Genomic DNA, 24767 nt, shown 5'->3' on the forward strand with positions numbered 1-24767 from the left:
CCTCGCTCATGCTCCCAGCCCTGTCATCATGCCCTCTGGTCTCCAGCGCGCGGGGCGTCGCTGCGGGATCGTCTGTTCTGGCAACCATGCCCTGCATCGTCCTGTCATGCGCTGATACCGGCCTTGGTGACCGGAATGTCTCATGTTAATGTGACACAAGTATCAATACCATCGTTATTGTATGTTAGAGTCAGATCGGAAACAGGTTCTGAAACCTGATATGTGGAAGGTCGTGGGCCATGGCGCGGGACAGCATCCTCGGCATCGATTGCGGGTCCAGTACAACGAAGGCGGCCGTTTTTTCGCTCGACGGGCGCATCCTCGGCATTGGTCGCGCAAAGATCACGCAGCATATGGACCGTCCGCACCATGTCGAGCGCGATCCGATCGAGATGTGGCGCGCCGTCGCAGGCACGATCCGTACGGCGCTTGAACAGGCAGGGCTGGATGGAACCGCGATTGCATCGGTCGGGGTGACAGCGCATGGCGACGGCGTCTTCGTGCTGGATCGCACAGGGCACCCGCTTGGGCGCGGCATCATGTCTCTCGACAGTCGCGCGCACGCATTGCATGCCGGATGGGCCGCAGATGGCGTGCTCGACCAACTCGTGCCGATCGCCGGACAGCCGCCCTATGTCTATTCCGCCAGCACGCTGCTCGCATGGATGCGCGAAAACGAGCCGGATCGATATCATGCGATCGGCACCGTGTTTTTCGCAAAGGACTGGATACGTCTGTGTCTGACGGGCGCCATTGCCACGGACCTGACGGAGGCCAGCACGGCCTTCACGGATCTCCACACCCAGACCTACAGCCCTCAGATCCTGAAGCGGCTCGGACTGGCCGCCATCGGCAGCGCCCTGCCGGAAATCGTGTTGTCCTGCGATCGTGCAGGGCTGGTCACGGCGGCCGCGGCCGCTGCGACAGGTCTGCTCGCCGGAACGCCGGTGTCAGCCGGGCTGCATGATGTCACGGCAGCGGCCGTCGGGCTCGGTTATACCCGACCAGGAGACATGTCCATCACGGCCGGGACGTTCTCGATCAACGAGGTCTTTCGCGCGGCACCTGTGACGGGAGAGGGCTGGGCCTGTCGCGCGGGCATGCATCGGGGCCTGTGGAACTGCATGTCGATCTCGCCTGCGTCGAGCAGCAATCTGGAGTGGCTGGCAAAAATCCTTCTGCCGGATCACGACAACGCGGCGATGATCCTGACCCGCGAGGCCCGTGACCTGTTCGACAGCGCGCCGGGCAGTCGCCATGCGCCGCTTTTTCACCCTTATCTGTTTGGATCGCCGCATGCGGAGCCCGCGAGCGCTTCGTTCTTCGGAGTGGAATCCTGGCATGGGCGCGCCGATCTCGTGCGCGCGGTGCTGGAAGGAGCGGCCTTCAATCATCGCGCGCATGTCGAGGCACTGCGGCGCAGCGGCCCCGTCGCGCGTATCGGCATATCCGGCGGTGGCACGGGAGAACCCGCCATTGCCCAGCTTTTCGCCGATGTCCTGGGTGCTGACGTCGAGGTCTCGTCGGTGCGGGAGGCGGGCGCACTGGGCGCGGCATTGACGGGCGCAGTATCGATCGGGCTTTTTCCAGATCTCGAAAAAGCGGTGGACGCCCAGGTAGTTGTGCGACAGGCATACCATCCGCGCCCGGATTATGTTGCGGCCTACGACACAGCCTATGGTCGCTATGATGCGCTTGTGTCCGCGATGCGCCCGTTCTGGTCCGGCCTGTATGGAGAAAATACAGCAGCCGGGCCAGGCGGCGGGTTGTCTGCGGGCATTGTCATGGATACGGCTTCTTCGGCGACAGGAACTGCGGCGTCATGAAGCCCGGGCAGATCGAAGCGTTCGACGTTGTCATTATCGGTGCCGGCATCAACGGATGCGGGTTGTTTCGCGAATTGGCGCTCCAGGGCATTCGCGTTTTGCTGATCGAACGGGAAGATTTCTGTGCCGGTGCGTCCTGTGCGCCGTCGCGGCTGATTCACGGCGGCATAAAATATCTCGAGACCGGGGAGTTTCGCCTGGTCGCGCAGTCGACGCTCGAGCGCAATCTCCTGCTGCGCAATGCGCCGCATACGGTAACCCCGCTTCCGACGACATTGCCGATCCGCTCGTGGACCGGCGGCATTGTGCCGTCGCTTCGGCGTTTTCTGCGGCTCGGCGGCAAGATGGCCGATCGTGGCGTGATAGTGATCGAACTCGGTCTGCTGATTTACGACATTCTTGGTCGTCGCGCGCGCGTCATGCCGCGTCACACCCTGACATGGGGACGCAGGGTCCGACGACGCTGGCCGCACATGGCACGCAATGTAATCGCGACAGGCCGATATTACGATGCGGCTATTGCCCGGCCCGAGCGACTGGGTTTCGAATGTGTGCAGGACGGTCTGGCGGCAAATGATACATGCGAGGCCTGGACCTACGTCGACCTTCAGGGTTTTTCGGGCGGCCGTCTCGTGGTCCGGGATCGGTTCACGGGCAGCGAGCGCGTGATTGCGGCCCCGGTGATTGTGAATGCAGGCGGCGCGTGGATCGACCGGATCAACGCGACACTGGGCCTTGCGACGCATTATATCGGCGGCACGAAGGGTTCGCATCTGGTGCTCGACCATCCTGTGCTCCTGCGCGAACTGAATGGCGAGATGGTGTATTTCGGCACGCCGGATGGCCGCATCTGTCTTGCGTACCCGTTTCTTGGCCACGTGCTGGTGGGATCGACCGATATCAGGATCGACGACCCGGACGCGGCGATCTGCACCGATGAGGAAGAAGCCTATATGCTGCGCATGTTAGGCGATTTGTTTCCGGCGTTCGCGTTCGGCCCGCAGGATGTCATCTACCGCTACGCCGGGGTGCGGCCGTTGCCGGCGAGCAGTGCAGGGGATCCGGGCGCCATCAGCCGGGACCATCTGATCCATGAAGACCACCTGGGTCATACCACCGTGTTGTCTCTTGTCGGCGGCAAATGGACGACCTTTCGTGGCCTGGCGGAAGAGGTGGCAGATCAGGTTCTCTCGAAATTGCAACGCGCGCGACGTGTCTCCACCCGCACGCTCGCGATCGGCGGCGGTCGCAATTTTCCCAAGGCCAAGGCACGCGCAGCCTATCTCGCATCGCTTGCGGAAACACATGGCCTGTCACAAGAGCGCTGCGCCTCGCTTCTGGATCGATATGGAACGCAGGCCGAGGCAGTGGCCGCATTCTGCAGCGCGGCACCGGATACCGCCTTGTCCTCGCTTCAGGATTATACGCGGCGGGAACTCGATTTTATCGCCCGACATGAGCATGTCCGCTGCCTGTCGGATGTTCTCTTCCGTCGCACCACCGTAGCACTTGAAGGACGCCTGAGCCCTGACGTGACACGAGAGATCGCACACATTATCGGCCCGTCGCTCGGCTGGGATCCGATCGAGAGTGCACGGCAGGTGCGCAACACCTGGCATGACGCGAACCATCATCACGGCGTAGCAGGAACGCTCCAGCCGTCGCCCGAGACCGTTGCGTCCTGATCGCCCGATATATCGACATATAATGACAAACATAACACGCAAATGAGAACATGGTGTCTTTCATGTTCTGTTGACCACATGTCTGCCCGTGAAATAAATTACGCCCAGTGAAATTACATACAGAAGGCGTGCCGGCGGTTCATGGCTCCTGCAGTTTCCTCTCGCGGCAGCGAAGACAGTGCGGCAATCCGGGCCGCATGGCTTCACTACATCGCCGGCCTGACGCAGGCGGAAGTGGCCGTCCGCCTTGGCGTGCCAAACGTCAAGGCGCATCGCATGATCGCACGCGCTGCGCAGAATGGCGCGGTCAAGGTCACGATCGTAGGTGACGTCGTCGAATGCGCAGCGCTCGAGAATGCATTATGCGCGCGCTTCGACCTGGCTTCCTGCGAAGTCGTGCCGGACCTCCACGAACTGGACGTGCCGTTGATGGCCCTCGGCGCAGCGGGCGCTGCGTTTCTGGAGCGTGAAATCGAGCTTTCGTCGCGTGGGGTCATCGGGATCGGAAACGGCCGCACGCTGGCTGCATCGGTCTCGGGCATGGCACCCCTGGCCGGAAGTGGCGTGCGGTTCGTGTCTCTGCTCGGCGGTCTCACGCGGAACTACGCCGCCAATCCATTCGACGTCATGCACCGGCTCGCCGAAAAAACCGAGGCTGAGTCCTATGCGATGCCGGCACCGTTCTTTGCGAACAAGCCGGAGGACCGCGCGGTCATCCTCGCCCAGCCGGGTGTTCAGGAGGTGCGCGCGCTTGCGGAAAATGCAGATCTGATGATCGTCGGCATCGGCGCGGTCTACGAGGGCGCCCACCTCGTCACATCACGGATCGTATCGCCCGAGGACATGGAAGAAGTCGTGGCGCGGGGCGGGGTCGGAGAGATGCTCGGCCATTTTTTCGATGCCCGCGGCAAGCCGGTGGAGACTTCGCTCACGGGCCGGGTTCTGTCCCTTCCCCTGAATGCCCTGAGGGGGCGACGCATTGTCGCCATAGCGGGCGGATCCGACAAGGTTGAGGCCGTTCAGGCAGTTTTGCGGAGCGGCCTTCTTGCCGGGCTGATCATCGACGAAAAAACAGCGGAATTACTGATCGGGAAACCCTGACGCCCTGATGGAGGGCGTCCTGAGGGGAGGGCGTAAAATGGCCGGACTACATCTGGATCACACGCAGTCTTCCGGTAAGGAACTCGGCAGATGAGTGCTGCGGGTCCTGATCTCCTGATCGGAATTGATGCGGGAACATCCGTCATCAAGGCCATCGCCTATACATTCACAGGGCAGCAGATTGCCTGTGCCGCGATACCGAACCGCTACGAAACGGGGCCGGAGGGCATGGCGATCCAGTCACTTTCGCGCACCTGGGAGGACTGCGCCGGAACATTGCGTCTGCTGGGCGAAAAAGTCGAAAACCTGGCCAGACGTTGTGCCGCCGTAGCGGTGACCGGACAGGGCGACGGCACGTGGCTGGTCGGAGCCGGGAATGCCCCGGTGGGGCCTGCATGGCTGTGGCTGGACGCCCGGGCCGCGTCCACCGTCCAGCAGCTGCGCGCACACGGCAGCGATCGCGCCCGGTTCGAAGCCACAGGGACCGGGCTTGCAGCGTGCCAGCAGGGCGCGCAACTCGCGCACATGGCCGCAACCGCGCCGGAAGCCCTGCATAAGGCCGAAGTCGCCCTGCACTGCAAGGACTGGCTTTATCTCAATCTCACCGACCTGCGTCGCACGGACCCGTCCGAAGCGAGTTTTACGTTCGGAGATTTTCGCACGCGTGCCTATCGTGGAGACGTCATCGATGCCCTTGGGCTGACGGCCTGGCGGCATCTTCTGCCGGAGATCGTCGACGGCACACGAACGACCGATCCTCTGTCTGCGTCCGCCGCAGCCGCGACGGGATTGCTGGCCGGGACGCCCGTTTCGCTCGGCTTCGTCGATATCGTCTCGACCGCTCTCGGTGCCGGGATTTATACGAGAGGAGTTCATGCCGCCTGTTCGATCATCGGATCGACCGGCATGCACATGCGCGCCATGCCGGCCGATGCGGTCCATCTGGACCAGGATCGGACCGGCTATGTCATCCCGTTACCCGTGCCCGGGATGGTGGCGCGAATCCAGTCCAACATGGCCGCGACCCTGAACATCGACTGGCTTCTGCATTTCGCGAGCGATCTGGTTTCCTACCTCGATCCGGATGTGACCAAGGCCGATCTGGTCCCGCATATCAATGAGTGGCTGCTGGCCGGCAAACCCGGCCAGCTGATCTATCATCCCTATATCTCGAAAGCAGGCGAACGCGGCCCGTTCGTCAATCCTGCGGCACGCGCTTCTATCATCGGCCTGTCCGACGAACATCGCTTCGCGGATATCGTGCGCGCCGTGGTTGAAGGCCTGGGGATGGCGGCACGTGACTGCTACGAGGCGATGGGGCCCGTTCCGCGTGAAATCCGATTGACCGGGGGCGCCGTGCGTTCACGGGCGCTCAGATCCATTCTGTCGGCGACGCTTGGCGCACCGGTGCGCGTATCCGATCGTGAGGAAGCCGGCGCCGCAGGTGCTGCAATGGTCGCTGCCGTCGCAATCGGCGCATATGCGTCCATGGATGACTGTCTGGACGACTGGGTTATGCCGCGCCTCGGCGCGGTCGAATTGCCCGATGCCGCCATGTCGACGCTCTATGCGCGCGGATTTCACGCCTATCAGGGTGCACGACACGGGCTCGAGCCGATCTGGGACATGATGGCGCCCGCGGGACTGAGTTCCAGTCATGTTTTTCCCGAAAACGAGAAGAGGCTGGCATGAGCGACGTGATTGATGTCTTCGTCGTCGGCGGTGGCGTGAACGGTTGCGGAATCGCACGGGATGCGGCGGGTCGCGGGCTCTCGGTCATGCTGTGTGAGAAAGACGATCTTGCGCAAGGAACGTCCTCGCGGTCGGGAAAGCTTGTGCATGGCGGCCTGCGTTATCTCGAATATTACGAGTTTCGTCTGGTACGCGAGGCGCTGATCGAACGCGAAGTTCTTCTGGCAAATGCACCGCACATCATCTGGCCCATGCGCTTCGTCCTGCCGCACAGCCCGGAGGACCGACCGGCATGGCTCATTCGCCTGGGGCTTTTTCTGTATGATCACCTTGGTGGACGCAAGCGCCTGCCCGGCACGCGAACGCTCGATCTCGCCCATGATCCGGAAGGCGAGCCGATCGAACATCGCTTTTCGAGAGGATTTGAATATTCCGATTGCTGGGTCGATGATGCTCGGCTCGTCGTGCTCAACGCACTGGACGCGGCGGAGCGCGGTGCGGAGGTGCTGACCCACACGCAGATGACAGCCGCACGACGCCGCGGCGATCTGTGGGAAATCGAAATTGCCGATTTGCGCAACGGCGTCCGGCGCACGGTCATGGCGCGCGCCCTGGTGAATGCGGGTGGCCCGTGGGTGCGCGACATCATAGGCCGCGTCGAGGGTGGTACGTCGCCGCGCAATGTGCGCCTAGTCAAGGGTAGCCATATCATCACGCCGAAATTCTGGGATGGGCCGCAGGCATATCTTGTGCAGAACCATGACAAGCGGGTGATCTTTATCAATCCCTATGAGGGAGGCCGCGCTCTGATTGGAACGACCGATACCCCCTATCAAGGTCGGCCGGAGGACGTCGAGGTCGATGAAGCCGAGATCAGATATCTGATCGATGCGGTAAACCGGTATTTCAAACGCAAGCTGCACAGATCCGACGTGCAGCATACCTTTTCGGGCGTTCGTCCTCTCTATGACGACGGAAAAGGCAATCCTTCCGCCGTGACGCGGGATTACGTGCTCGACCTTGAGACGGTTGGCGGACTGCCTCTGATCAACGTGTTCGGCGGGAAAATCACGACGTTCAGGAAGCTGGCGGAGCATGCGGTCCAGAAATTGAGGCCAACATTTCCGGGGATGGGGCCGGACTGGACCGGGCGAGGAATCCTGCCGGGCGGCGATATCGCGAACGGAGACGTTTCCGCGTTCACCGACGGTCTGTTGCAGGAGTTTCCGTGGCTTACGCGGGATTTGGCCGCTCACTATGCACGGACCTATGGCACGCGCACGCGGCGTCTGATTGACGTTGCCAACAGCCTTGCAGGCCTTGGCTATCACTTCGGGGCGCTGCTGTATGAGGCCGAAGTCCGTTATCTGATCGCGCACGAATGGGTCGAGAGCATGGATGACGTGCTCAGTCGACGCACCAAACAGGGACTCGACATGTCCGCCGCCGAAAAAGCGGTTCTTGCCCAATGGTTCGAGCATCAGGTGCAGCACGCGGCCTGACCACGGCTGCATTTTTCAGGACCGTACGATGACTCTGACGCTGTCGATCAACACCAATCCGCTCGTCAATCGTTTCGCCGACCCGCACGATCTCATGACGACGATTTCGCGCGACATCCGTGTGCGCGACGTGCAACTGACACATGAATTCATCAATCCCGCATGGCCCGCGGAGACGATCCGGAAAATTACGCGCCAGATGCAGCAAGCACAGGCGCATACCGGAGTTCGTGTCACGTCGGGCATGACGGGCCCGTCGGGACGGCTCAATCACTTTGGCGCTCCCGACGTGGATGTCCGCCGGTATTATGTAGGATGGTTCAAGAGATTCTCCGATACCATAGCCGATCTCGGAGGCGCGTCTGTCGGAACCCAGTTCGCAATCTTCACGTATCACGACTATGACGCGCCGGACCAACGCAAGACCATGCTGCAGCAGACGGTCGACTGCTGGGCCGAAGTCGCCGATGCTGCCAAGTCTTCCGGTCTTCAATACCTGATGTGGGAGCCCATGTCCGTGGGGCGGGAGTTCGGCGAGACGATCGATGCGACGCTTGCCTTGCAGGAGTTGATCGACGCGGCAGGGTTTTCGATCCCGCTGAAGATGATGGTCGACATCGATCATGGTGATGTCGAAAGCGCCAATCCGGACGACTACGATCCCTATGCCTGGGCACGCATGGCACCGAGGTATTCGCCCATCATCCACATCAAGCAATCCCTGATGGAAAAGGGCGGTCATCGACCCTTTACCGCCGAATTCAATGCTCGCGGACGAATTGAGCCCGAGCGACTGATCGCGGCGCTGCAGGACGGCGGAGCAACCGACAACGAAATCTGCCTTGAACTTTCCTTTCGGGAACGCGAACCGACGGATCGTCAGGTCGTGCCGCATCTGGCGGAGTCTGTCGCGTTCTGGGCAGCGCATATCGATACCGGGAGAGCTGATCTCCGATAAACAGCACGACTTCTTGATGGTGGCCCGGCGGCCTTTTGTTTCTGTGGCTTTTTCTGGTGTGTTATAAATAACTAAATCAGTGCTACAGATAACGAACAAGGTGATATAAATTCTCATGGAACAGCAGGCCATTCGTCAATCGCCACATTCTTCTGCAGACCCGGTACGTTTCTGGGTCGGGACGAGCTGGAAGATGAACAAGACGCTGGCAGAGGCGCGGGAATTCGCCGATGGCCTCCTGGCATCCGCGGTGTCCGACGAGCGGATACAGCAGTTTGTCATTCCACCGTTTACCGTGTGTCGTGAGGTCAAGCGCCTGTTGCGTGACGCGGACGTGCATGTCGGCGCGCAGAACATGCACTGGGCAGAACAGGGTCCCTGGACCGGAGAAATTTCCGCTCCGATGCTGAAGGACTGCGGTCTGAGCATGGTCGAGCTCGGTCATTCGGAACGGCGGGAGCATTTCAGCGAGACAGACGAGACCGTGGGTCTGAAGGTTGCGTCTGCTCTGAAACACGGCCTGATTCCACTGATCTGCGTTGGTGAAACGTTATCAGACAAGGAATCCGGCCGAGCTGATGCCGTGCTGACGCGAGAGGTGCAGGGCGCACTCGGTGCCCTGTCGGGATACCGCCATACAGAGATTCCCGTACTCTTCGCTTATGAGCCGGTGTGGGCGATCGGAGAGTCGGGAACGCCGGCAAGTGCGGAATATGCAGATGCACGGCAGAAGAACATCATTGCCGTCGCAGAAGACATACTGGGGCATCGTGTCCCGTGTCTTTATGGTGGTTCGGTCAATCCGCAAAACTGCACCGACTTCGTGACATGTGAGCATGTCGACGGCCTGTTCATCGGGCGTTCCGCTTGGAATGTCGCGGGCTATCTGGATATCGTCACGCGCGTATCCAGGACGCTCGACCGTCACGTAATCTCCGCGAGCAAATGACGAGGGTGCGATGGACATTCCTGTAACGACGGCGCAGTCGCCCTATTCGGTCAGAAGCTCACGGCTCCCGAGCCGACGCGGATTGCTGATCGCCGTTCCGGCTATCGTGCTCCTTGCAACAATGCTTGCCGACACGCGGTTCGTTAAAATCGGTAGCTCGTCGAGTGAGTCTACCGCCGCCTTTTCGCCTGATACGTTCGGAACTTCTCAATTTCCGAAAATACAGGCGGCAGTCGCCAGCAAAGCGGTGGATGCCACGGTGTTTGCCAAAGCGGTGCTTGCCGACAAGGATCAGGCTGGTCGGCAATATGGCGTCCCGGGAAGTATAGGTCCGGAAATTTCGATCAAGTTCTCTGGCGTCGCCGAGACTGGAGAATCCGGGATCTATCCGGTGGCGGTTCAGGGTGTTCCTGACGACGTCCATATCCGGGTGCAGACAGGACCCGCCATTAACGGCACGGACATACGGGATGCGACCGGAACCGTCTCGTTCGGGCAATTCACCAATCAGATCGACTACCAGAATGCGGGAGCTGCCCTGAACCGGGAAATGAAGAGTCGCGTATTATCGAAGCTTGATACGACAAAACTCTCGGGCAAGACGATCAATGTCGTAGGTGTTTTCCAGCTCATCAATCCGAAGAACTGGCTCGTGACCCCCGTGGAGATGACAGTGCCATGAGCGCCGCCGTACAGATCGCGGACGTGTCGGACGACGTGGTTCTGTCGGCACGGAATGTGGTGAAAACCTATGGCAGCACCCAGGCCTTGCGGAACGTCGATTTCGACGTGCGGCGAGGTAAGGTCACCACGCTGTTCGGAGAAAACGGCGCGGGAAAGTCGACGTTGATGAAGATCCTGTCGGGCGTGGAGCGCCCGACATCGGGAGAGCTTACACTCGACGGCCGGCCGATTTCGTTCTCGTCGTCGACCGATGCGCGCAGTTACGGCGTCTCCATCATCCATCAGGAACTTTCGCTCGCACCCAATCTGAATGTGCGGGACAATATTTTCATGGGGCGCGAAATCCGCTCCGCCAAGGGCGTCGATTTCGCCGAAGAGGAGCGTCAGGTCCGCGTCCTGATGAAAGGACTGAACCAGGAGATCGACCCGTTGACGCCGGTCGAACGGCTTCGGCTCGGGCAACAGCAGATTGTCGAGATCGCTCGCGCACTTTCGATCAACGCCCGCATACTCATCATGGACGAACCGACGTCGGCGCTCAGTGCGCATGAAGTCGAGCTTCTGTTTCGCGTTGTGCATGATCTGACAGCCCGAGGCGTTGCCATCGTCTATATTTCGCATCATCTCGAAGAAGCTCTGCACATAACCAATCATGCCGTTGTTCTGCGAGACGGCGTGGTTACGGCGCGGGCGGACGTCGAGGATATCGATCTCGAGTGGATTGTCCGTCATATGGCGGGCGAGAACTTCAATCTCGGCACGCCGCCGGAGCAGCGGGACTTCGGTGACGTCGTCCTGTCAATTCGGGACCTAATTGTTGCAGGGCCCGTGCGCGCTGGCCCGCCGGTGGTGGATCGCATGTCGCTCGACGTCCGTGCCGGCGAGATCGTGTGCATCTATGGGCTGATGGGTGCCGGCCGCACCGAAATGCTGGAATGCATCGCAGGACGGGATGTGCCGGAAAGCGGATCGGTTCTGCTGTGCGGCCAGAACGTGGCCCGTCTCTCGATTGCCGCACGAATTGAAAAAGGGTTGGCCCTGGTTCCGGAGGATCGGCAGCGCGATGGCCTTGTGCAGACCATGACCGTCGGCCGCAATCTGTCATTGGCCAGTATCACGTCATTCGTCAGACATCTTGTGCTGTCGTCATCGCGCGAGGAAAGCCTTGTGGATGAGTCGATCAGCGACGTGCACATCAAGACGGCAGGCGGATGGGCCCCGATCGGATCCCTGTCGGGCGGCAATCAGCAGAAAGTGGTGATCGGCAAAATGCTCGCAACCCACCCCAAGGCCATTTTGCTTGACGAGCCAAGCCGGGGGATCGACGTCGGCGCCAAGGCTGAAGTGTTTCGTATTCTGGCGAAACGGGCGGAGGCAGGGCTCGCCGTCGTCTTCACGACGTCGGAGGTCTCGGAATGTCTGAGTATCGCGCACCGCATCATTGTCATGCGCCGGGGCCGCATCGCGGCCGAATTCGGCGCCGATGCGACCAAGGAAGATATCATGGCTGCATCCGGCGAAGCCGTGGTCGCAGCGTGAGGGGATAGGATCCAGGATCATGGCGGGTTTGACCTCATCGCTCGGGACGCGCCCGGGCACCCCGATGAAAGCCCGATTCGACATCGGGCGTCTTTTGCTCGAAGGACGGGCATTCCTTGCCCTGATTGTTATTGTTGCGGTTTTTTCGAGCCTTTCGCCGTATTACCTGACAGTTGCCAATATGATGACGATGTCATCGCATGTGGCAATTTTCGGCATGCTTGCGATTGGTATGCTCCTCGTGGTGCTCAACGGCGGCATCGATCTGTCGGTGGGATCGACGCTCGGGCTGTCAGGCATGGTCGCAGGGTTTCTGATGCAGGGCGTGACGTTGTCTTATTTCGGCGTCACGGCTTATCCGCCAGTCTGGGTTACGGCCATCTTGTGCTGTCTGGTGGGCGGCCTTGTAGGGCTCGTAAACGGCGTGCTGATCGCGCGCTTCAAGGTTCCTGCATTCGTGGCAACACTTGGCGTGATGTACATGGTGCGCGGACTGGCACTGCTCATGACCAATGGGCTGACATACAACGATCTCGGCGGTCAGACGGCGCATGGAAATACCGGATTTGACTGGCTGGGCTTCAACCGTCTTGCAGGCGTGCCCATCGGCGTCGTGGTCTTCGCAGTCATTGCCGTCGTCACGAGCGTCCTTCTGAGCCGGGCCGCATTCGGTCGGTGGCTTTATGCCTCGGGCGGCAATGCGCGGGCCGCGGAACTCTCGGGCGTTCCCGTTCGCATAGTTCAGGTCAGCGTCTATGTGTTTTCCGGCGTCTGTGCCGCAATCGGCGGACTGATCCTGTCGTCTCAGCTCACGTCCGCAGGCCCTACCGCAGGCACGAGCTACGAACTGACGGCGATTGCGGCTGTGGTCGTGGGCGGTGCGGCGCTGACCGGTGGCCGGGGTAACGTACGCGGAACGCTGCTGGGTGCGTTCGTCATCGGCTTTCTGTCGGACGGGCTCGTCATCATCGGAATCTCGGCTTACTGGCAAACGGTTTTCACGGGGGCGGTCATCGTGCTCGCCGTGTTGCTGAACGCATTGCAATACCACAAACGCGGTCGGCGCCCGCAGGCCCTCCCGGGCGGCCCGACATCTTCGCTGGCCCGTGCGGGTCAGACCCTTCCCACCCGCCCTGCATGAGACGCGGGACCGGAACGGCCGGCAAGGTCCGGCCGCATCGTCCAAAAAGGCAAAGCACAATGTCCAAGTTTGCGAAAATGGCGCTTGTCCTGTCGGCGGCGACGGCCATGCCGATGGCCGTAGGCGCCCCTGCGGCTCATGCTGCCGGCCTGATTTCGATCATCGTCAACGATCCGGCCAATCCTTACTGGATGGCGGAAGGCAATATTGCGGCGTCAGAAGCCAAGAAGCTTGGCTATACGGCGAACGTGGGCGCCCACAAGGGCGACACCAATGTCGAGAGCAACCTCATCGACACCGCCATCACCAATCATTCGGTCGCGATCATCCTAGATCCGGCGAACGCCAGCGGATCGATCGGCGCCGTGCGCAAGGCCGTTTCGGCTCACATTCCGGTCTTTCTCGTAAACGCCGAGATCAACCAGTCAGGACTCGCCAAGGCCCAGCTCGTATCCAACAACGCGCAAGGTGCGGCCCTGGGGGCGCAAGAATGGATCAAGCGCGTAGGCGAAAAGGGGAATTACGCGGAACTGCTGGGCTCGCCGTCCGACAACAACGCAGCAACCCGCTCCAACGGATATGAAACGGTGCTGACCCAGTATCCGGACCTGCACAAGGTCGCCTCGCAGGTCGCCAACTGGGATCGTACACAGGGCCATGACAAGATGCAGAGCATGTTGCAGGCGCATCCGAACATCGTCGGTCTGATAAGCGGTAATGACGAAATGGCGTTGGGGGCGATTGCGGCGCTCAAGGAGACCGGGAAGCTTGCAAGCATCAAGGTCGGCGGCTTCGACGGGTCACCGGACGCCGTGTCCGCCATCAAGGCAGGGGAACTGCAGTATACCGTGCTGCAACCTGTTGCGATTTTCTCCAAAAAAGCCGTCGATCAGGCCGATGCCTTCCTGAAGAACGGAAAGACCGGAGCCAGCGCAGAGAAACAGCTCTACGACTGCGTCATCATCGACCGCGACAACGTCAGCCACTACACGGCGCCCTTTACGTTGTCCGATTGACTGGCTGATGACGCCCTTGATTCCGAGCAGGGGCGTCGATGTCCGCACTCTTCGAGCGTTGGCCGCAGGGTTCCCCATCTCATATCCTGTCGAACGCAGAAACCGGTCAAACCAGGCAGGAAAGCAGGACCAGCGCTACGCTCTAACTGAAATATCTCCTGCCTGAAGCGAAAGTTCAGGCAGTTAAGGCCTGCCGAGCCGAACGGGGTGCTTGTCAACCGAGACGCCGGGCTGTTCCGGTCCGCCGGGCGCGCAGCGTGGCCGGAACAGCGGTGCTGGAGATCCTTAGTCTTTCTGTGTTGAAGCACCTGGCAGCGGCGCCGGGCCAAGATCGCTCAGAAGCCTGGCCATGTGACCGTATGCGTTGTTGCGATAGGCCACCAAGGCCTGTGCCTGCTCGGGTGTCAGCTGGCCAACGAAGCCTTCCCCGCTCTTCGTCCCGAGCTTGCCGGCCGCGACCAGATCCTTGAGGATCTTCGGCGCCGCAAGGCGTTCGCCAAAGGCCTGCTCGAATGTCTTGAAGCAGTTCTGGTAGACGTCCAGACCAGCCATGTCGGCAATGGCGAACGGGCCGAAAAAGGGCAGCCGGAAGCCGAACGTCGAGCGGACAATCGTATCGACACCCTCGGTGGTGGCGATCCCTTCCTCGACGATGGCACAGGCTTCCTTGAACAGCACATATTGCAGCCGGTTGAGGACAAAGCCTGGCGTGTCGGCGACCTCGGCGGACTGATGCCCCGCGCGGCGTATCATGTCCTTCACGACCGGCAGGATCGCCGGATCGGTCTTCTCGCCGCAGACCAGCTCGACGCCCGGGACAAACGGTGCGGGGTTGCTGAAATGCACCGTCAGGAAGCGCTCCGGGCCGGAGACTGCCGGTGCAAGCGTATGCACGGGCAGGGTCGACGTATTGGTTCCGATGATAGCATCCGCGCGGGCAACGCGACTGATCCGGGTCAGAAGTTCGCGCTTGAGGTCCGGGATTTCCGGCACTGCTTCCTCGATGAAGTCCACGTCGCGGACCGCTTCCTCGATTGTCTCACCGATGACGAGGTGGGCCTCGATACGGTCGGCAGCGCCCGGCCGGAAGAGGCCCTGCTTTTCGAACGCGGCGGCCTCGCGCAGCAAGCGCGCATGAGAGGCAATGGTCGCCTCGTGCGACACATCGACGAGTGTTACACGAATACCGGCATCGGCGAGGCTTTGAGCAATGCCGCCTCCCATGTATCCCGCACCGACGACAGCTACAGTTTCAATTGTCCTGATCACGACGACAATACCTCCGCGGTAAGCGACGAACACGTCTTCCCCTGAAGTCCGGTCACGCAACCTTGTCTCAAGGCAGGCTAGTTTCGCGATCCCGTCTGCGTCCAATCGCGTTATGAGCATGATCGTTATGGATTTCGTTATGCTTTACAGATGACGCCGCCGTCGCATCTCTCGACATCGTGGTTCGTGGGCGCGCGCCTGAAGCTGCGTCATCTTCAGTTGCTGGCGGCGTTCTCGCGCAGTGCCACACTGCATGATGCCGCCGACCATTTGGGCATGTCCCAGCCGGCGGCCTCGAAGCTCCTGAATGACCTGGAAGCGCTGATCGGCATTGCCCTTTTCCGTCACGAAGGGCGCCGACTTGTCCCGAATTATTTCGGCGAGGTTCTGACCCGTCGTGCCATCACGATTCTGGACGAACTCGATCGCACGCGCGAGGAACTCAATGCCCTGCTCGATGGCCGCGCCGGGCGTGTCTGCATCGGTGCGATCGACGGGCCGGCCATCGAGATCCTGACGCGCGCGATTCAGGTCCTGCAGGCCGACTATCCGCAGATCGATCTCGACATCCGCACCGGATCGAGCGCCAGTCTGCATCACGACCTCAGCCGAGGTCATATCGAGATCATGGTCGGCCGACCCGGCGGCGACGTATCCGAACGTCACCTGCATTATGAGGAAATTGGATATGAACCGTTGATGCTCATGGGGCGATCCGGCCATCCGCTTGCGGTGCCCGGCAGTGCATCGCTCAATGAACTGTCCCGCTATCCTTGGATCCTGCAAAGTCGGGGCAGCCGTTCACGCCAGCGCCTTGAAGCCATCTTTCGCGACATGGCGACACCCTTGCCCGCTCGTATCGTCGGCAGCGACTCGCTGGTGGTGACACTGGCTTATCTGACCCAGTCCGACGCGCTCACGGTCTTGTCGGGGCCGGTTGCCTGCCAGCAGATGCATGCGGGCCAGATCGCCGAAATTCCCAATGGTCTTGATCTGCGGCTCGATCCTTACGGGTTTCTCCTCCCGCAGGACAGGCCCCCGAGCCCGGCCGCCGCAACAGTCATCGCCGTGCTCCGTGACGCCACCCGGCGGCACACGATCTCGTTACGATAGTCATCAGAACACATGGCCATGCTCGATCCTCACAAGCTGCTGAACCGTCTGAAGCTCCGTCATCTGACGCTGCTGATCGAGCTGGAAAACTCGAACAACCTGCACAAGGCTGCGGAGCGCATGAACCTGTCACAGCCCTCCACATCGAAGATGCTGCAGGATGTGGAATACGCGCTCGAAACCCAGCTTTTCAGCCGCACGTCACATGGTGTCTTTCCGACTGCAAGCGGCGTTCTTGCAGCGCGATATGCCCGTCTGATGCTGAACGATCTGAGCCGGATGCAGCGCGATATCGTCGATCTGCAAAGCGGCGTGTCGGGCAGTGTACAGCTGGGCGCCATCGTGGCGGGCCTGCCGCAGATCGTCTCGCCCGCCATGGCAAAGGTTGCAGCGCTCGCACCAGACGTCGCCATGACCCTGCAGGTGGATACGAGCGACGCATTGATGGTCGGCCTGCGCTCGGGGCGCTTCGATTTCATTATCGGGCGCACATTGGGGCTCGATCACAATCTGGCATCGACCAGCGTCGAGCTGGGAAGCGAGCCACTCTGTGTCGTCTCCGGCCGGGAGCACGCGCCGCCCGATCCCGGGAACCTGACGCTCGCAGATCTTTCAAGCTGGCGCTGGATTTTTCAGACAGCACCGAGTCCCATGCGACGTGCCATAGAAGCGGCGTTCACGATGGCATTACTGCCGGCGCCTCCCCACCCGATCGAGGCCGCATCCATGTTCGCGACGGCTGATCTGCTACGATGTGCACCGCTTCTCGCCGTCATGCCCTGCCAGGTGGCCGAGCATTATGAAAATGTAGGTGTCGTCAAAAGGTTATCGGTCGAGATACCTGATCTTCTGGGACCGTTCTCGCTGATTACGCCGAATGATCGACCGTTGACGGCGGCCGCCGCGCATGTGCGCACGGCGATCCTGGAACAGGCGATCGGAAATTCCGATCGCCTGCTTCCAACCTGCGGCTAGCCAAACTTCGCAACCTCTGGAAACGTGCGCCCATAACGAGCACATGAGACGGACGTACCGCTCACGTGTTATTGTCAATTGCCCGGGAGCACGTTCCATGCATCTTCTTGTTATCGGCGGCGCTGGCATGATCGGCCGCAAGTTCGCCGAGAGTCTGGCAGCCAATCCTGTGCTTGGCCAGAACACAGTCACGCGTCTGACGCTGGCTGACGTCGTGCCGCCGCAGGAGCCGGCGGGCTTCCATGGTGACGTCACCTGCCTTACGGCCGATCTGTCGGAAGGGCAGGCCGCGGAAAAGCTGCTCTCCAGCCGCCCCGACATTGTCTATCACCTCGCGGCGATCGTGTCCGGTGAGGCCGAAGCCGACTTCGAAAAAGGCTATCGCATCAATCTGGATGGAACCCGCAATCTGTTCGAGGCGATCCGGGCGGCCAATACCGAAGAAGGATGGTGCCCGCGCGTTGTCTATGCCTCATCCAATGCAGTCTACGGCGGAGATTTTCCGGACGTCATTCCCGACGACTACATCCTGACGCCCCAGACCAGCTACGGGACGCAGAAGGCGATCGGCGAATTGCTGCTGGCAGATTATTCCCGCCGGGGCATCTTCCAGGGCATCGGTCTGCGTCTGCCGACCATCTGCGTGCGGCCGGGCAAGCCGAACAGGGCGGCCTCGGGATTCTTCTCGGGTATCATCCGCGAGCCGCTCGTCGGGCTCGATGCCCTGCTGCCGGTCGCGGATACTGTGAGACACTGGATGACCAGCCCGCGCTCCGCCATCCAGTTCCTTCGCCACGCGGCAACGCTCGATCTGGCGCTGGTGGGGGATCGTCCGAACCTCACCATGCCGGCCCTGTCGGTGACTGTCGGCGAACAGATCGAGGCATTGCGCAAGGTGGCAGGCGATTGGGCCGTCGCGCATATCCGGCGCGACCCGGATCCGACGATCGCCCGCATCGTCGATGGCTGGGCGCGTGCGTTCGAGGCCAGGCGGGCATTGTCGCTCGGTTTCACGACCGAGACGCGTTTCGAGGACATCATCCGCGCGCATATCGAAGACGAACTCGACGGCCGGATCGCCTGAGACGCCGGGCCAGAATCCCGTCGTCGGAGACATCACCATGCAAATGACTGACCAGACGCTTCCCGCACCGGACGATCCTGTGCGGATCCGGGCCACGGCCAAGGCGGCGAAGCATCTGCTGCCGTTCCTGATCCTGATGTACATGATCGCGTTTCTCGATCGCTCCAACGTGGGGCTCGCGAAACAGGCGCTCCATGCCGATCTTGGCATCTCGGATGCGGTGTTCGCATTCGGGGCCGGCGTGTTCTTCGTGGGGTACGCGCTCTTTGAAGTGCCGAGCAACCTGATTCTCTACCGGGTTGGCGCGCGACGGTGGATGGCGCGGATCATGGTGACGTGGGGCCTTGTGTCCGCATCCACGATGTTCGTCCGTGGCGACCATTCCTTCATTGCCCTGCGCTGCCTGCTAGGCCTGGCCGAAGCCGGGTTCTTCCCCGGCGTCATGCTCTACATGACGTTCTGGTTCCCCCAGAAAGAGCGCATGCGCATCCTGGGCCTGTATTATTTCGGCTATCCGCTGGCGATGACCTTGGGCGGTCCTCTGTCCGGTGGGTTGTTTGCCCTTGACGGCTTTGCGGGACTACATGGCTGGCAGTGGATGTTCCTGATCGAAGGTGGTCTTGCCGTCCTCGTCGGGTTTGCGACCCTTTTCGCACTTCCGGATCGTCCTGCTGACGTCACGTGGCTGGATGCGGAAGAGAAGGAAACACTCTCGCGCGTTCTGGCCGCCGAGGATGCCGCCAAGACGGGCGCCGGTCATGGAAATCTCGGCGCGCTGATCCGCTCTCCCAAGCTTCTGCAGTTCGTAGCACTCTACGCACTGATGCAGGTTGGAAGCTATGGCGTGGTCTTTTATCTGCCGGAGCAGGTATCGAACATCCTGCACCAGAAAATCGGCTTCTGGGTCAGCACGGTCACGGCCGTCCCTTGGGCCTGTTCGGTTGCATCGACCATTCTCGTTCCGCGTCTGGTGCAGAAATTGAACGCCCCGCGGGCCGGCCTGATCGTCTGCCTCATAGCATCTGCCGTGGCGCTGGCGGTCTCGGGTTCCAGCATGGCTGTCCCGGCACTGATGGGGCTCTGTGTCGCGGCTTCGGCCGTTGTCACGGTGCAGGCGATTTTCTGGAACTTTCCGCTCGCGCATTTCTCCGGCCTCGAAGCCGCCGGGGCGATCGCGCTCATCAATTCGGTCGGCAATCTGGGCGGTTTCGCAGCCCCGAACATCCGTTCGCTCGCCGATCGTCTGTGGCAGACACCGGAAGCCGGGCTTTACGCCGTGGCCGCCGCTGGACTGCTGGCTCTGGGTATCGCGATTTTCCTGCCCGGTCGCGGGCAGACGGTAACGCAGCCCGCCATCTGATTTCCTGTCATCGAAGGAGGCATATCCATGTCCGGTCAAAATCCGCCCTTCAATCGTACCAACTGGCCAATCGCGGCGGCCATGATCCAGTACCAGAACATCCTGCCCGACGGTTCCTCCGTGCAGGACCAGGCACCGGAAGGCTGGGCCGCAACACTTGCCGACGTCACCGATGCCGGATTTACCGAGCTCGACCCGACGGATTCCTGGATTCGTCTTGCGGACCTGTCGCCCGCTCGTCTCGAGACGTTCATGGGGCTGGTTCGCGATGCCGGGCTGACGATCCCCGCGATCTCGACGGCGCGGCGCTCGGTCATTGATCCCGAGCGCGGCGAGGAATTCCTGGCGTATAACCACAAGGTGATCGATACGGCCGCGAAGATCGGCGCAAAGGAAGTATCGTTCGGCCTTTTCTATCCGCTGACCGACGCCCAGAAGCGCGCGCTGTGGTTCTGGACCGCACAGGGAACGACGAGCCCCGACGATCCGGCCGTATGGCGCCTGGCCGTCGAGCGTATCCGCGAACTCGGTCGCCACGCGCAGGAAGTCGGTGTCGGCATTTCGCTCGAAATGTATGAAGACACTTACCTCGGCTCTGCCGACAGCAGCGTCCGCTTCGTGGAGGACGTCGATCATCCGTCCGTGGGCATCAACGCGGATCTGGGCAATCTCGTGCGTCTGCATCGCCCGGTGGAGCATTGGGCAACGATGATGCGCAAGGTCGCGCCCTATACGCGCTACTGGCACGTCAAGAACTACTTCCGCACCGAGGATGAAACCACCGGGCTGGTGGTCACGGCGCCGGCTCCGCTCGAATTCGGCGTCATCAGCTATCGGGCGGCGATCCGCATGGCACTGGAGCATGGCTTCAAGAGCGCGTTCCTGGTCGAGCATTACGGCGGCGACGGCCTCAGCGTCAGCGCGACCAACCGCGAATATCTGCGTCGTATTCTGCCGAAGTGACGGACGGGCGGAAACGCCCCTCCGAACCGGAGACTGCATCATGCCGCGTCTGCGCTGGCTGATGATCGTGTTGTGCTTTTTCGCGACCACGATCAATTACATCGACCGTGCGACCATCGCCGTCGCGGCCCCTTTCATGGCGCGGGCGCTTCATATCAGCCCCGCGACGCTCGGCTTTTTGCTAGGCGGATTCTTCTGGACCTATGCAATCATGCAGCTTCCGTTCGGGCTGCTGATCGACCGGATCGGCGTACGCGTGAGCTACGCCATAGCCGTTCTGTGGTGGTCGGCCTGCACTGCGCTGACCGCGCTGGTCGGCGGCCCGGCCGTCCTGTTCATCCTGCGGCTGGCACTCGGCATCGGTGAGGCGGGAAGCTACCCTGCCAATTCGAAGGTTGCGGCCTTGTGGTTTCCCAAGACCGAGCGGGGCATCGCCGCCGGGATCTTCGACAGCGGATCCCGCGCGGGTGCCACCATATCGTTGCCGGTCGTGGCCTTTCTGATCGCCGAATTCGGCTGGCGCCTGGCATTCGTCGCCGCCGGTGCCATGGGCCTCGTCTGGACCGTGATCTGGTGCCTTGCCTATCGCGATCCCGCCGTCCATCGGGGCGTTTCGCCGCGTCAACTCGCAACGCTGCGTGCGGCCCAGCCGACAGAACCGCATTCCCGGGGCTCCTGGCGTGCCATGCTGCGCCATCGGACGGTCTGGGGCATGATGCTCGGCTTCTTCTGCGCCAATTTCGTTTTCTATTTCTACGCGACCTGGTTCCCGACCTATCTGGTGCAGGCCCATGGATTCTCGCTTCGGGATCTCGGGGTGATCGGCATGATCCCGGGTCTCGCTTCCATACCGGCGGCATGGCTCGGCGGCTGGACGTCCGATCGCCTGCAACGCGCGGGCTGGAGTCTGACAGCTGCACGCAAGGTCTGCCTTGTGGGTGGTCTGCTCGTATCGTCCTGCATCGCGCTCAGCGCCTTCGTGCAGAGCACGACGATCTGCGTTGCCCTGCTGAGCGTCTCCTTCGCGTCCATTGCCTTTACCGGGGCCAATATCTGGTCGCTGCCGAGTGACGTGGCGCCGGACCCGGGGCAGGTCGCGGCATTGAGCGGTATCCAGAACAGTGCTGCCAATATCGCCGGCATCGTGACGTCGGGCTTTACCGGCATCATGGTCGGCCTGACGCATGGCTCTTTTATCGTGCCGCTCTGCGTCACCGGCGGCTTCAGCATTCTCGGCGCTGCGTCATACCTGCTCGTCGTCGGCCGTATCGAACCTCTCGCGTTGCATGGTGCGGCGGCGGGTTCGGCCATCGCCCTGTCATCCGCATCCACCGTTCATCATGCCTGAAGGTCAGCCCATGTCGTCCCGCACATCCCCGCGCTCGAAGCGCATCCTGCGTTCGATCCTGAACCTCGAGGATTTCGAGCGCGTCACGCGATCACGCCTGCCGCGCGCCGTGTTCGGCTATGTCGAAGGCGGTGCGGACGATGGTGAGGCGTGTCGGCATAACCGGGACGTTTTCCGGTCGCTGCGGATGGTCCCGCGCGTCCTGCGCGATGTCTCGCAATGCAACCTGCAGACAACCCTGTTCGGTCGGACGTATGCGGCGCCGTATATCGTCGCGCCCATGGGGGCATCCGCGGTGGTTGGTTTCAACGCCGACAACGCGATGGCGCGTGCCGCGCGTCGTGCGAACATTCCTTTTGTGCTCAGTGCCAATTCGATCACGCCGATCGAGGAAATGGCCCGGACGTATCCGGAGGCGTGGTTCGCGGCCTATCAGCATCCCGATGAGCGCAACATCGTGGACATGTGCCATCGCGTATCGGGTGCCGGGCTGTCCGTCTACATGCTGACGGCCGACGTGCCCGTTGCATCGAACCGGGAAAACAACGTCCGCGCGGGATATACGATGCCCCTGCGGCCGTCGGTCCGACTGAGCGTTGATGCGGCCCTGCATCCGCGCTGGCTGATCGGCACGCTGTTGCGCACAATTCGCCATCGCGGCATTCCGCGGATCAGCAATTTCGATCCCACGTCGCGCCCCACGATCTTTTCCAAAACGCTTGGTGGCGTAACGGGACATGCATCCTTCTCGTGGCGTCAGGCCGAAGTCGTGCGGCGCAACTGGAAGGGGCCATTCGTCATCAAGGGGCTGCTGTCTCCCGAGGACGCGCGTATTGCACGCGAAATCGGCGCGGACGGCATCGTCGTCTCCAATCATGGCGGCCGACAACTCGACAGCGCTGTATCCCCGATCGAAGTGCTGGCAGCGATCAAGGCCGAATCCGGCACCATGACGGTCCTGGCGGACAGTGGCTTCCGTCGGGGCACCGACGTCCTCAAGGGAATGGCGTTGGGTGCTGACGCGATTCTGATCGGTCGTCCGTTCCTCTATGCCGCGACGCTCGCGGGCGAGCAGGGTGTGGCCCGGGCGATTGCCTTGCTGGCGCGTGAAATCGGCATCGATCTGGCCTTGCTTGGCGTGGCCACACCCGGAGACGTCAGCGCGGACATGTTGCTGGGCCAGTTGCCATCGGCGGCGGCTGCGAATGCACCACGCAAGGCCGACCCGCTTCGGATCATCCGGACGTGATGGTCGCGTGCACGCCAGCGAGGCAGATGAGAGGACTATTCGAAATAGAACATAAAGATGTGATGAACATATCATTGCCGCGAGGTTAACTTTTAGATACCAATGCGACGCCGGAGAACGGACCCGTCGCGGGCCGAGCGGCTTGAGCCACGTTCGCCTCCGCCACTGGCGGCCAACGGCGTGACGCAAGAGATTGCCCTGACGCGCCACGCATCCTCCGAAGAGCGATGAGGCGAGAAGACGATGTTTCACTACAGACCCGCGCGCCATCGGGGCGTGCGTGCGGCACTGGCCGGCGGCGCTGTCATGCTGGCATTCGCCGGGGTGTCCGTCAGCGGGGCGCAGGCGCAGTCATCATCCGCAGGCGTTGGCGTCAGTTCCGGCGCGACATGCGTTAATCCCAGGCCAGGACACGAAAATCTGTCCGGCATGGTGATCGGGTTTTCACAGTCGGAAAATGAGCAGAACCCTTTTCGCGCCGCAGAAACCGAATCGGTACGTTCGACAGCGAAATCGGTGGGCGTCAGGCGCCTTCTTTATACCAACGCCAATAGCAATCAGGCCAAGCAGGTCGCCGACATCGAGAACATGATCTCGCAGGGGGCGAAGGCCATCATCGTCGCACCGCTCAATGCGACGGGTCTTCAACCTGCGCTCGAGCAGGCGGCGCAGGCGCATGTTCCCGTCGTGACCATCGACCGCGCGACCGCAGGAACGCCTTGTCGCGATTTCATCACGTTCATGGGGTCTGATTTCCGCAAGCAGGGCGAGCGGGCGGCCCAGGCCATGGTTGATGCGACGAACGGCACCGCGAACATTGTCGAAATCCAGGGTGCTTATGGAAATGTCGTCGAGGCGCAGCGGTCGGAAGGGTTTGCGGCCGGTCTGAAGGGCCATCCCGGCCTCAAGCTTCTGGCGTCCCAGAGCGGGAACTGGTCGGCGACCGACGCCCAGCACGTCATGGAGCAGCTGCTTCTCGCCCATCCCGACATCAATGCCCTGTATACGCATGCCGATGTCATGACGCTTGGCGCCATTCGGGCCATCACGCAGAGTGGCCGTCGTCCCGGACATGATATCCGGATCGTGTCCATCGACGGGACACGTGCGATCGTTCAGATGATCGCGTCCGACCAGGTGCAGGCTGCCATCGAAACGAACCCGCGCCTTGGGCCTGCGGCATTCGATGCACTGAAATCCTGGTTCAACGGCACGCCCGTTCCGCAGACCATTATCACGAACGATGCGCTCTACACCCGGGCCAACGCAGCAACGTCCATTGCCAGCGGTGCGGCATACTGAGGCAATCTTCT

The 24767-nt window shown here is 61.6% G+C and carries 20 protein-coding genes; 19 read left to right on the forward strand and 1 reads right to left on the reverse strand.

From position 1 onward, the window contains the following. Positions 1–239: 239 nt before the first annotated feature. The 11 genes from B8446_RS08685 (at position 240) to B8446_RS08735 (ending at position 14093) form a co-directional block, all read left to right on the forward strand. Entirely contained in the window at positions 240–1826 is a 1587-nt protein-coding gene (locus B8446_RS08685; RefSeq protein WP_053053780.1) for an FGGY-family carbohydrate kinase, read from the forward strand. Next, positions 1823–3511, forward strand: a complete 1689-nt coding sequence (locus tag B8446_RS08690; protein ID WP_048848972.1) for a glycerol-3-phosphate dehydrogenase/oxidase — start codon at positions 1823–1825, stop codon at positions 3509–3511. Before B8446_RS08685 ends, B8446_RS08690 begins: the two co-directional genes overlap by 4 nt. A 141-nt stretch (positions 3512–3652) precedes the next feature. After that, the gene (locus B8446_RS08695) at positions 3653–4612 is read left to right on the forward strand and encodes a sugar-binding transcriptional regulator (protein ID WP_048848973.1); all 960 of its coding nucleotides are present in this window, start codon (positions 3653–3655) and stop codon (positions 4610–4612) included. A gap of 90 nt (positions 4613–4702) precedes the next feature. After that, a complete protein-coding gene (locus B8446_RS08700; protein ID WP_048848974.1) occupies positions 4703–6304 on the forward strand; it encodes an FGGY-family carbohydrate kinase in 1602 nt (533 codons plus the stop codon). After that, positions 6301–7806, forward strand: a complete 1506-nt coding sequence (locus B8446_RS08705; RefSeq protein ID WP_048848975.1) for a glycerol-3-phosphate dehydrogenase — start codon at positions 6301–6303, stop codon at positions 7804–7806. Before B8446_RS08700 ends, B8446_RS08705 begins: the two co-directional genes overlap by 4 nt. 28 nt (positions 7807–7834) lie before the next feature. Then, positions 7835–8764 carry a sugar phosphate isomerase/epimerase family protein gene (locus B8446_RS08710; protein WP_048848976.1) on the forward strand — a complete coding sequence of 310 codons (930 nt, stop codon included), beginning with the start codon at positions 7835–7837 and terminating at the stop codon, positions 8762–8764. Positions 8765–8879: 115 nt separating this feature from the next. Further along, entirely contained in the window at positions 8880–9713 is an 834-nt protein-coding gene (locus tag B8446_RS08715) for a triose-phosphate isomerase (protein WP_048848977.1), read from the forward strand. Positions 9714–9723: 10 nt separating this feature from the next. After that, positions 9724–10395, forward strand: coding sequence for a DUF2291 family protein (locus B8446_RS08720; protein ID WP_048848978.1), 672 nt, complete (start codon positions 9724–9726; stop codon positions 10393–10395). Then, positions 10392–11936: a sugar ABC transporter ATP-binding protein gene (locus B8446_RS08725; RefSeq protein ID WP_048848979.1), complete on the forward strand. Its 1545-nt coding sequence runs from the start codon at positions 10392–10394 to the stop codon at positions 11934–11936. Before B8446_RS08720 ends, B8446_RS08725 begins: the two co-directional genes overlap by 4 nt. 19 nt (positions 11937–11955) lie before the next feature. Next, positions 11956–13077, forward strand: coding sequence for an ABC transporter permease (locus B8446_RS08730; RefSeq protein ID WP_048848980.1), 1122 nt, complete (start codon positions 11956–11958; stop codon positions 13075–13077). Positions 13078–13136: 59 nt separating this feature from the next. Continuing rightward, positions 13137–14093, forward strand: coding sequence for a D-ribose ABC transporter substrate-binding protein (locus tag B8446_RS08735; protein ID WP_048848981.1), 957 nt, complete (start codon positions 13137–13139; stop codon positions 14091–14093). Between the two features lie 285 nt (positions 14094–14378). Here the strand turns inward: B8446_RS08735 and B8446_RS08740 are convergent, their stop codons facing one another. Then, complete coding sequence (locus tag B8446_RS08740; protein WP_199484077.1) at positions 14379–15362, reverse strand: 3-hydroxyacyl-CoA dehydrogenase NAD-binding domain-containing protein; 984 nt, start codon at positions 15360–15362, stop codon at positions 14379–14381. Positions 15363–15512: 150 nt separating this feature from the next. On the opposite strand from B8446_RS08740, the gene B8446_RS08745 reads away from it, so the two are divergent. From B8446_RS08745 to B8446_RS08780, 8 genes are all read left to right on the forward strand, one after another. Next, a complete protein-coding gene (locus B8446_RS08745) occupies positions 15513–16475 on the forward strand; it encodes a LysR substrate-binding domain-containing protein (protein WP_048848982.1) in 963 nt (320 codons plus the stop codon). A gap of 12 nt (positions 16476–16487) precedes the next feature. Beyond that, the gene (locus tag B8446_RS08750; RefSeq protein ID WP_048848983.1) at positions 16488–17450 is read left to right on the forward strand and encodes a LysR family transcriptional regulator; all 963 of its coding nucleotides are present in this window, start codon (positions 16488–16490) and stop codon (positions 17448–17450) included. A 97-nt stretch (positions 17451–17547) separates the two neighbouring features. Further along, complete coding sequence (gene denD, locus B8446_RS08755; RefSeq protein WP_048848984.1) at positions 17548–18534, forward strand: D-erythronate dehydrogenase; 987 nt, start codon at positions 17548–17550, stop codon at positions 18532–18534. A gap of 43 nt (positions 18535–18577) precedes the next feature. Beyond that, entirely contained in the window at positions 18578–19894 is a 1317-nt protein-coding gene (locus B8446_RS08760) for an MFS transporter (protein WP_048848985.1), read from the forward strand. A gap of 27 nt (positions 19895–19921) precedes the next feature. Beyond that, positions 19922–20857: a sugar phosphate isomerase/epimerase family protein gene (locus B8446_RS08765; protein ID WP_048848986.1), complete on the forward strand. Its 936-nt coding sequence runs from the start codon at positions 19922–19924 to the stop codon at positions 20855–20857. 40 nt (positions 20858–20897) lie between these two features. Next, complete coding sequence (locus B8446_RS08770; RefSeq protein ID WP_048848987.1) at positions 20898–22205, forward strand: MFS transporter; 1308 nt, start codon at positions 20898–20900, stop codon at positions 22203–22205. A gap of 10 nt (positions 22206–22215) precedes the next feature. Next, a complete protein-coding gene (locus tag B8446_RS08775) occupies positions 22216–23454 on the forward strand; it encodes an alpha-hydroxy acid oxidase (protein WP_053053782.1) in 1239 nt (412 codons plus the stop codon). A gap of 243 nt (positions 23455–23697) precedes the next feature. Next, positions 23698–24756, forward strand: coding sequence for an ABC transporter substrate-binding protein (locus B8446_RS08780; RefSeq protein ID WP_048848988.1), 1059 nt, complete (start codon positions 23698–23700; stop codon positions 24754–24756). Positions 24757–24767 lie beyond the last annotated feature (11 nt).

It is taken from the genome of Tanticharoenia sakaeratensis NBRC 103193, from assembly GCF_000963885.1.
Lineage (GTDB): Bacteria > Pseudomonadota > Alphaproteobacteria > Acetobacterales > Acetobacteraceae > Tanticharoenia > Tanticharoenia sakaeratensis.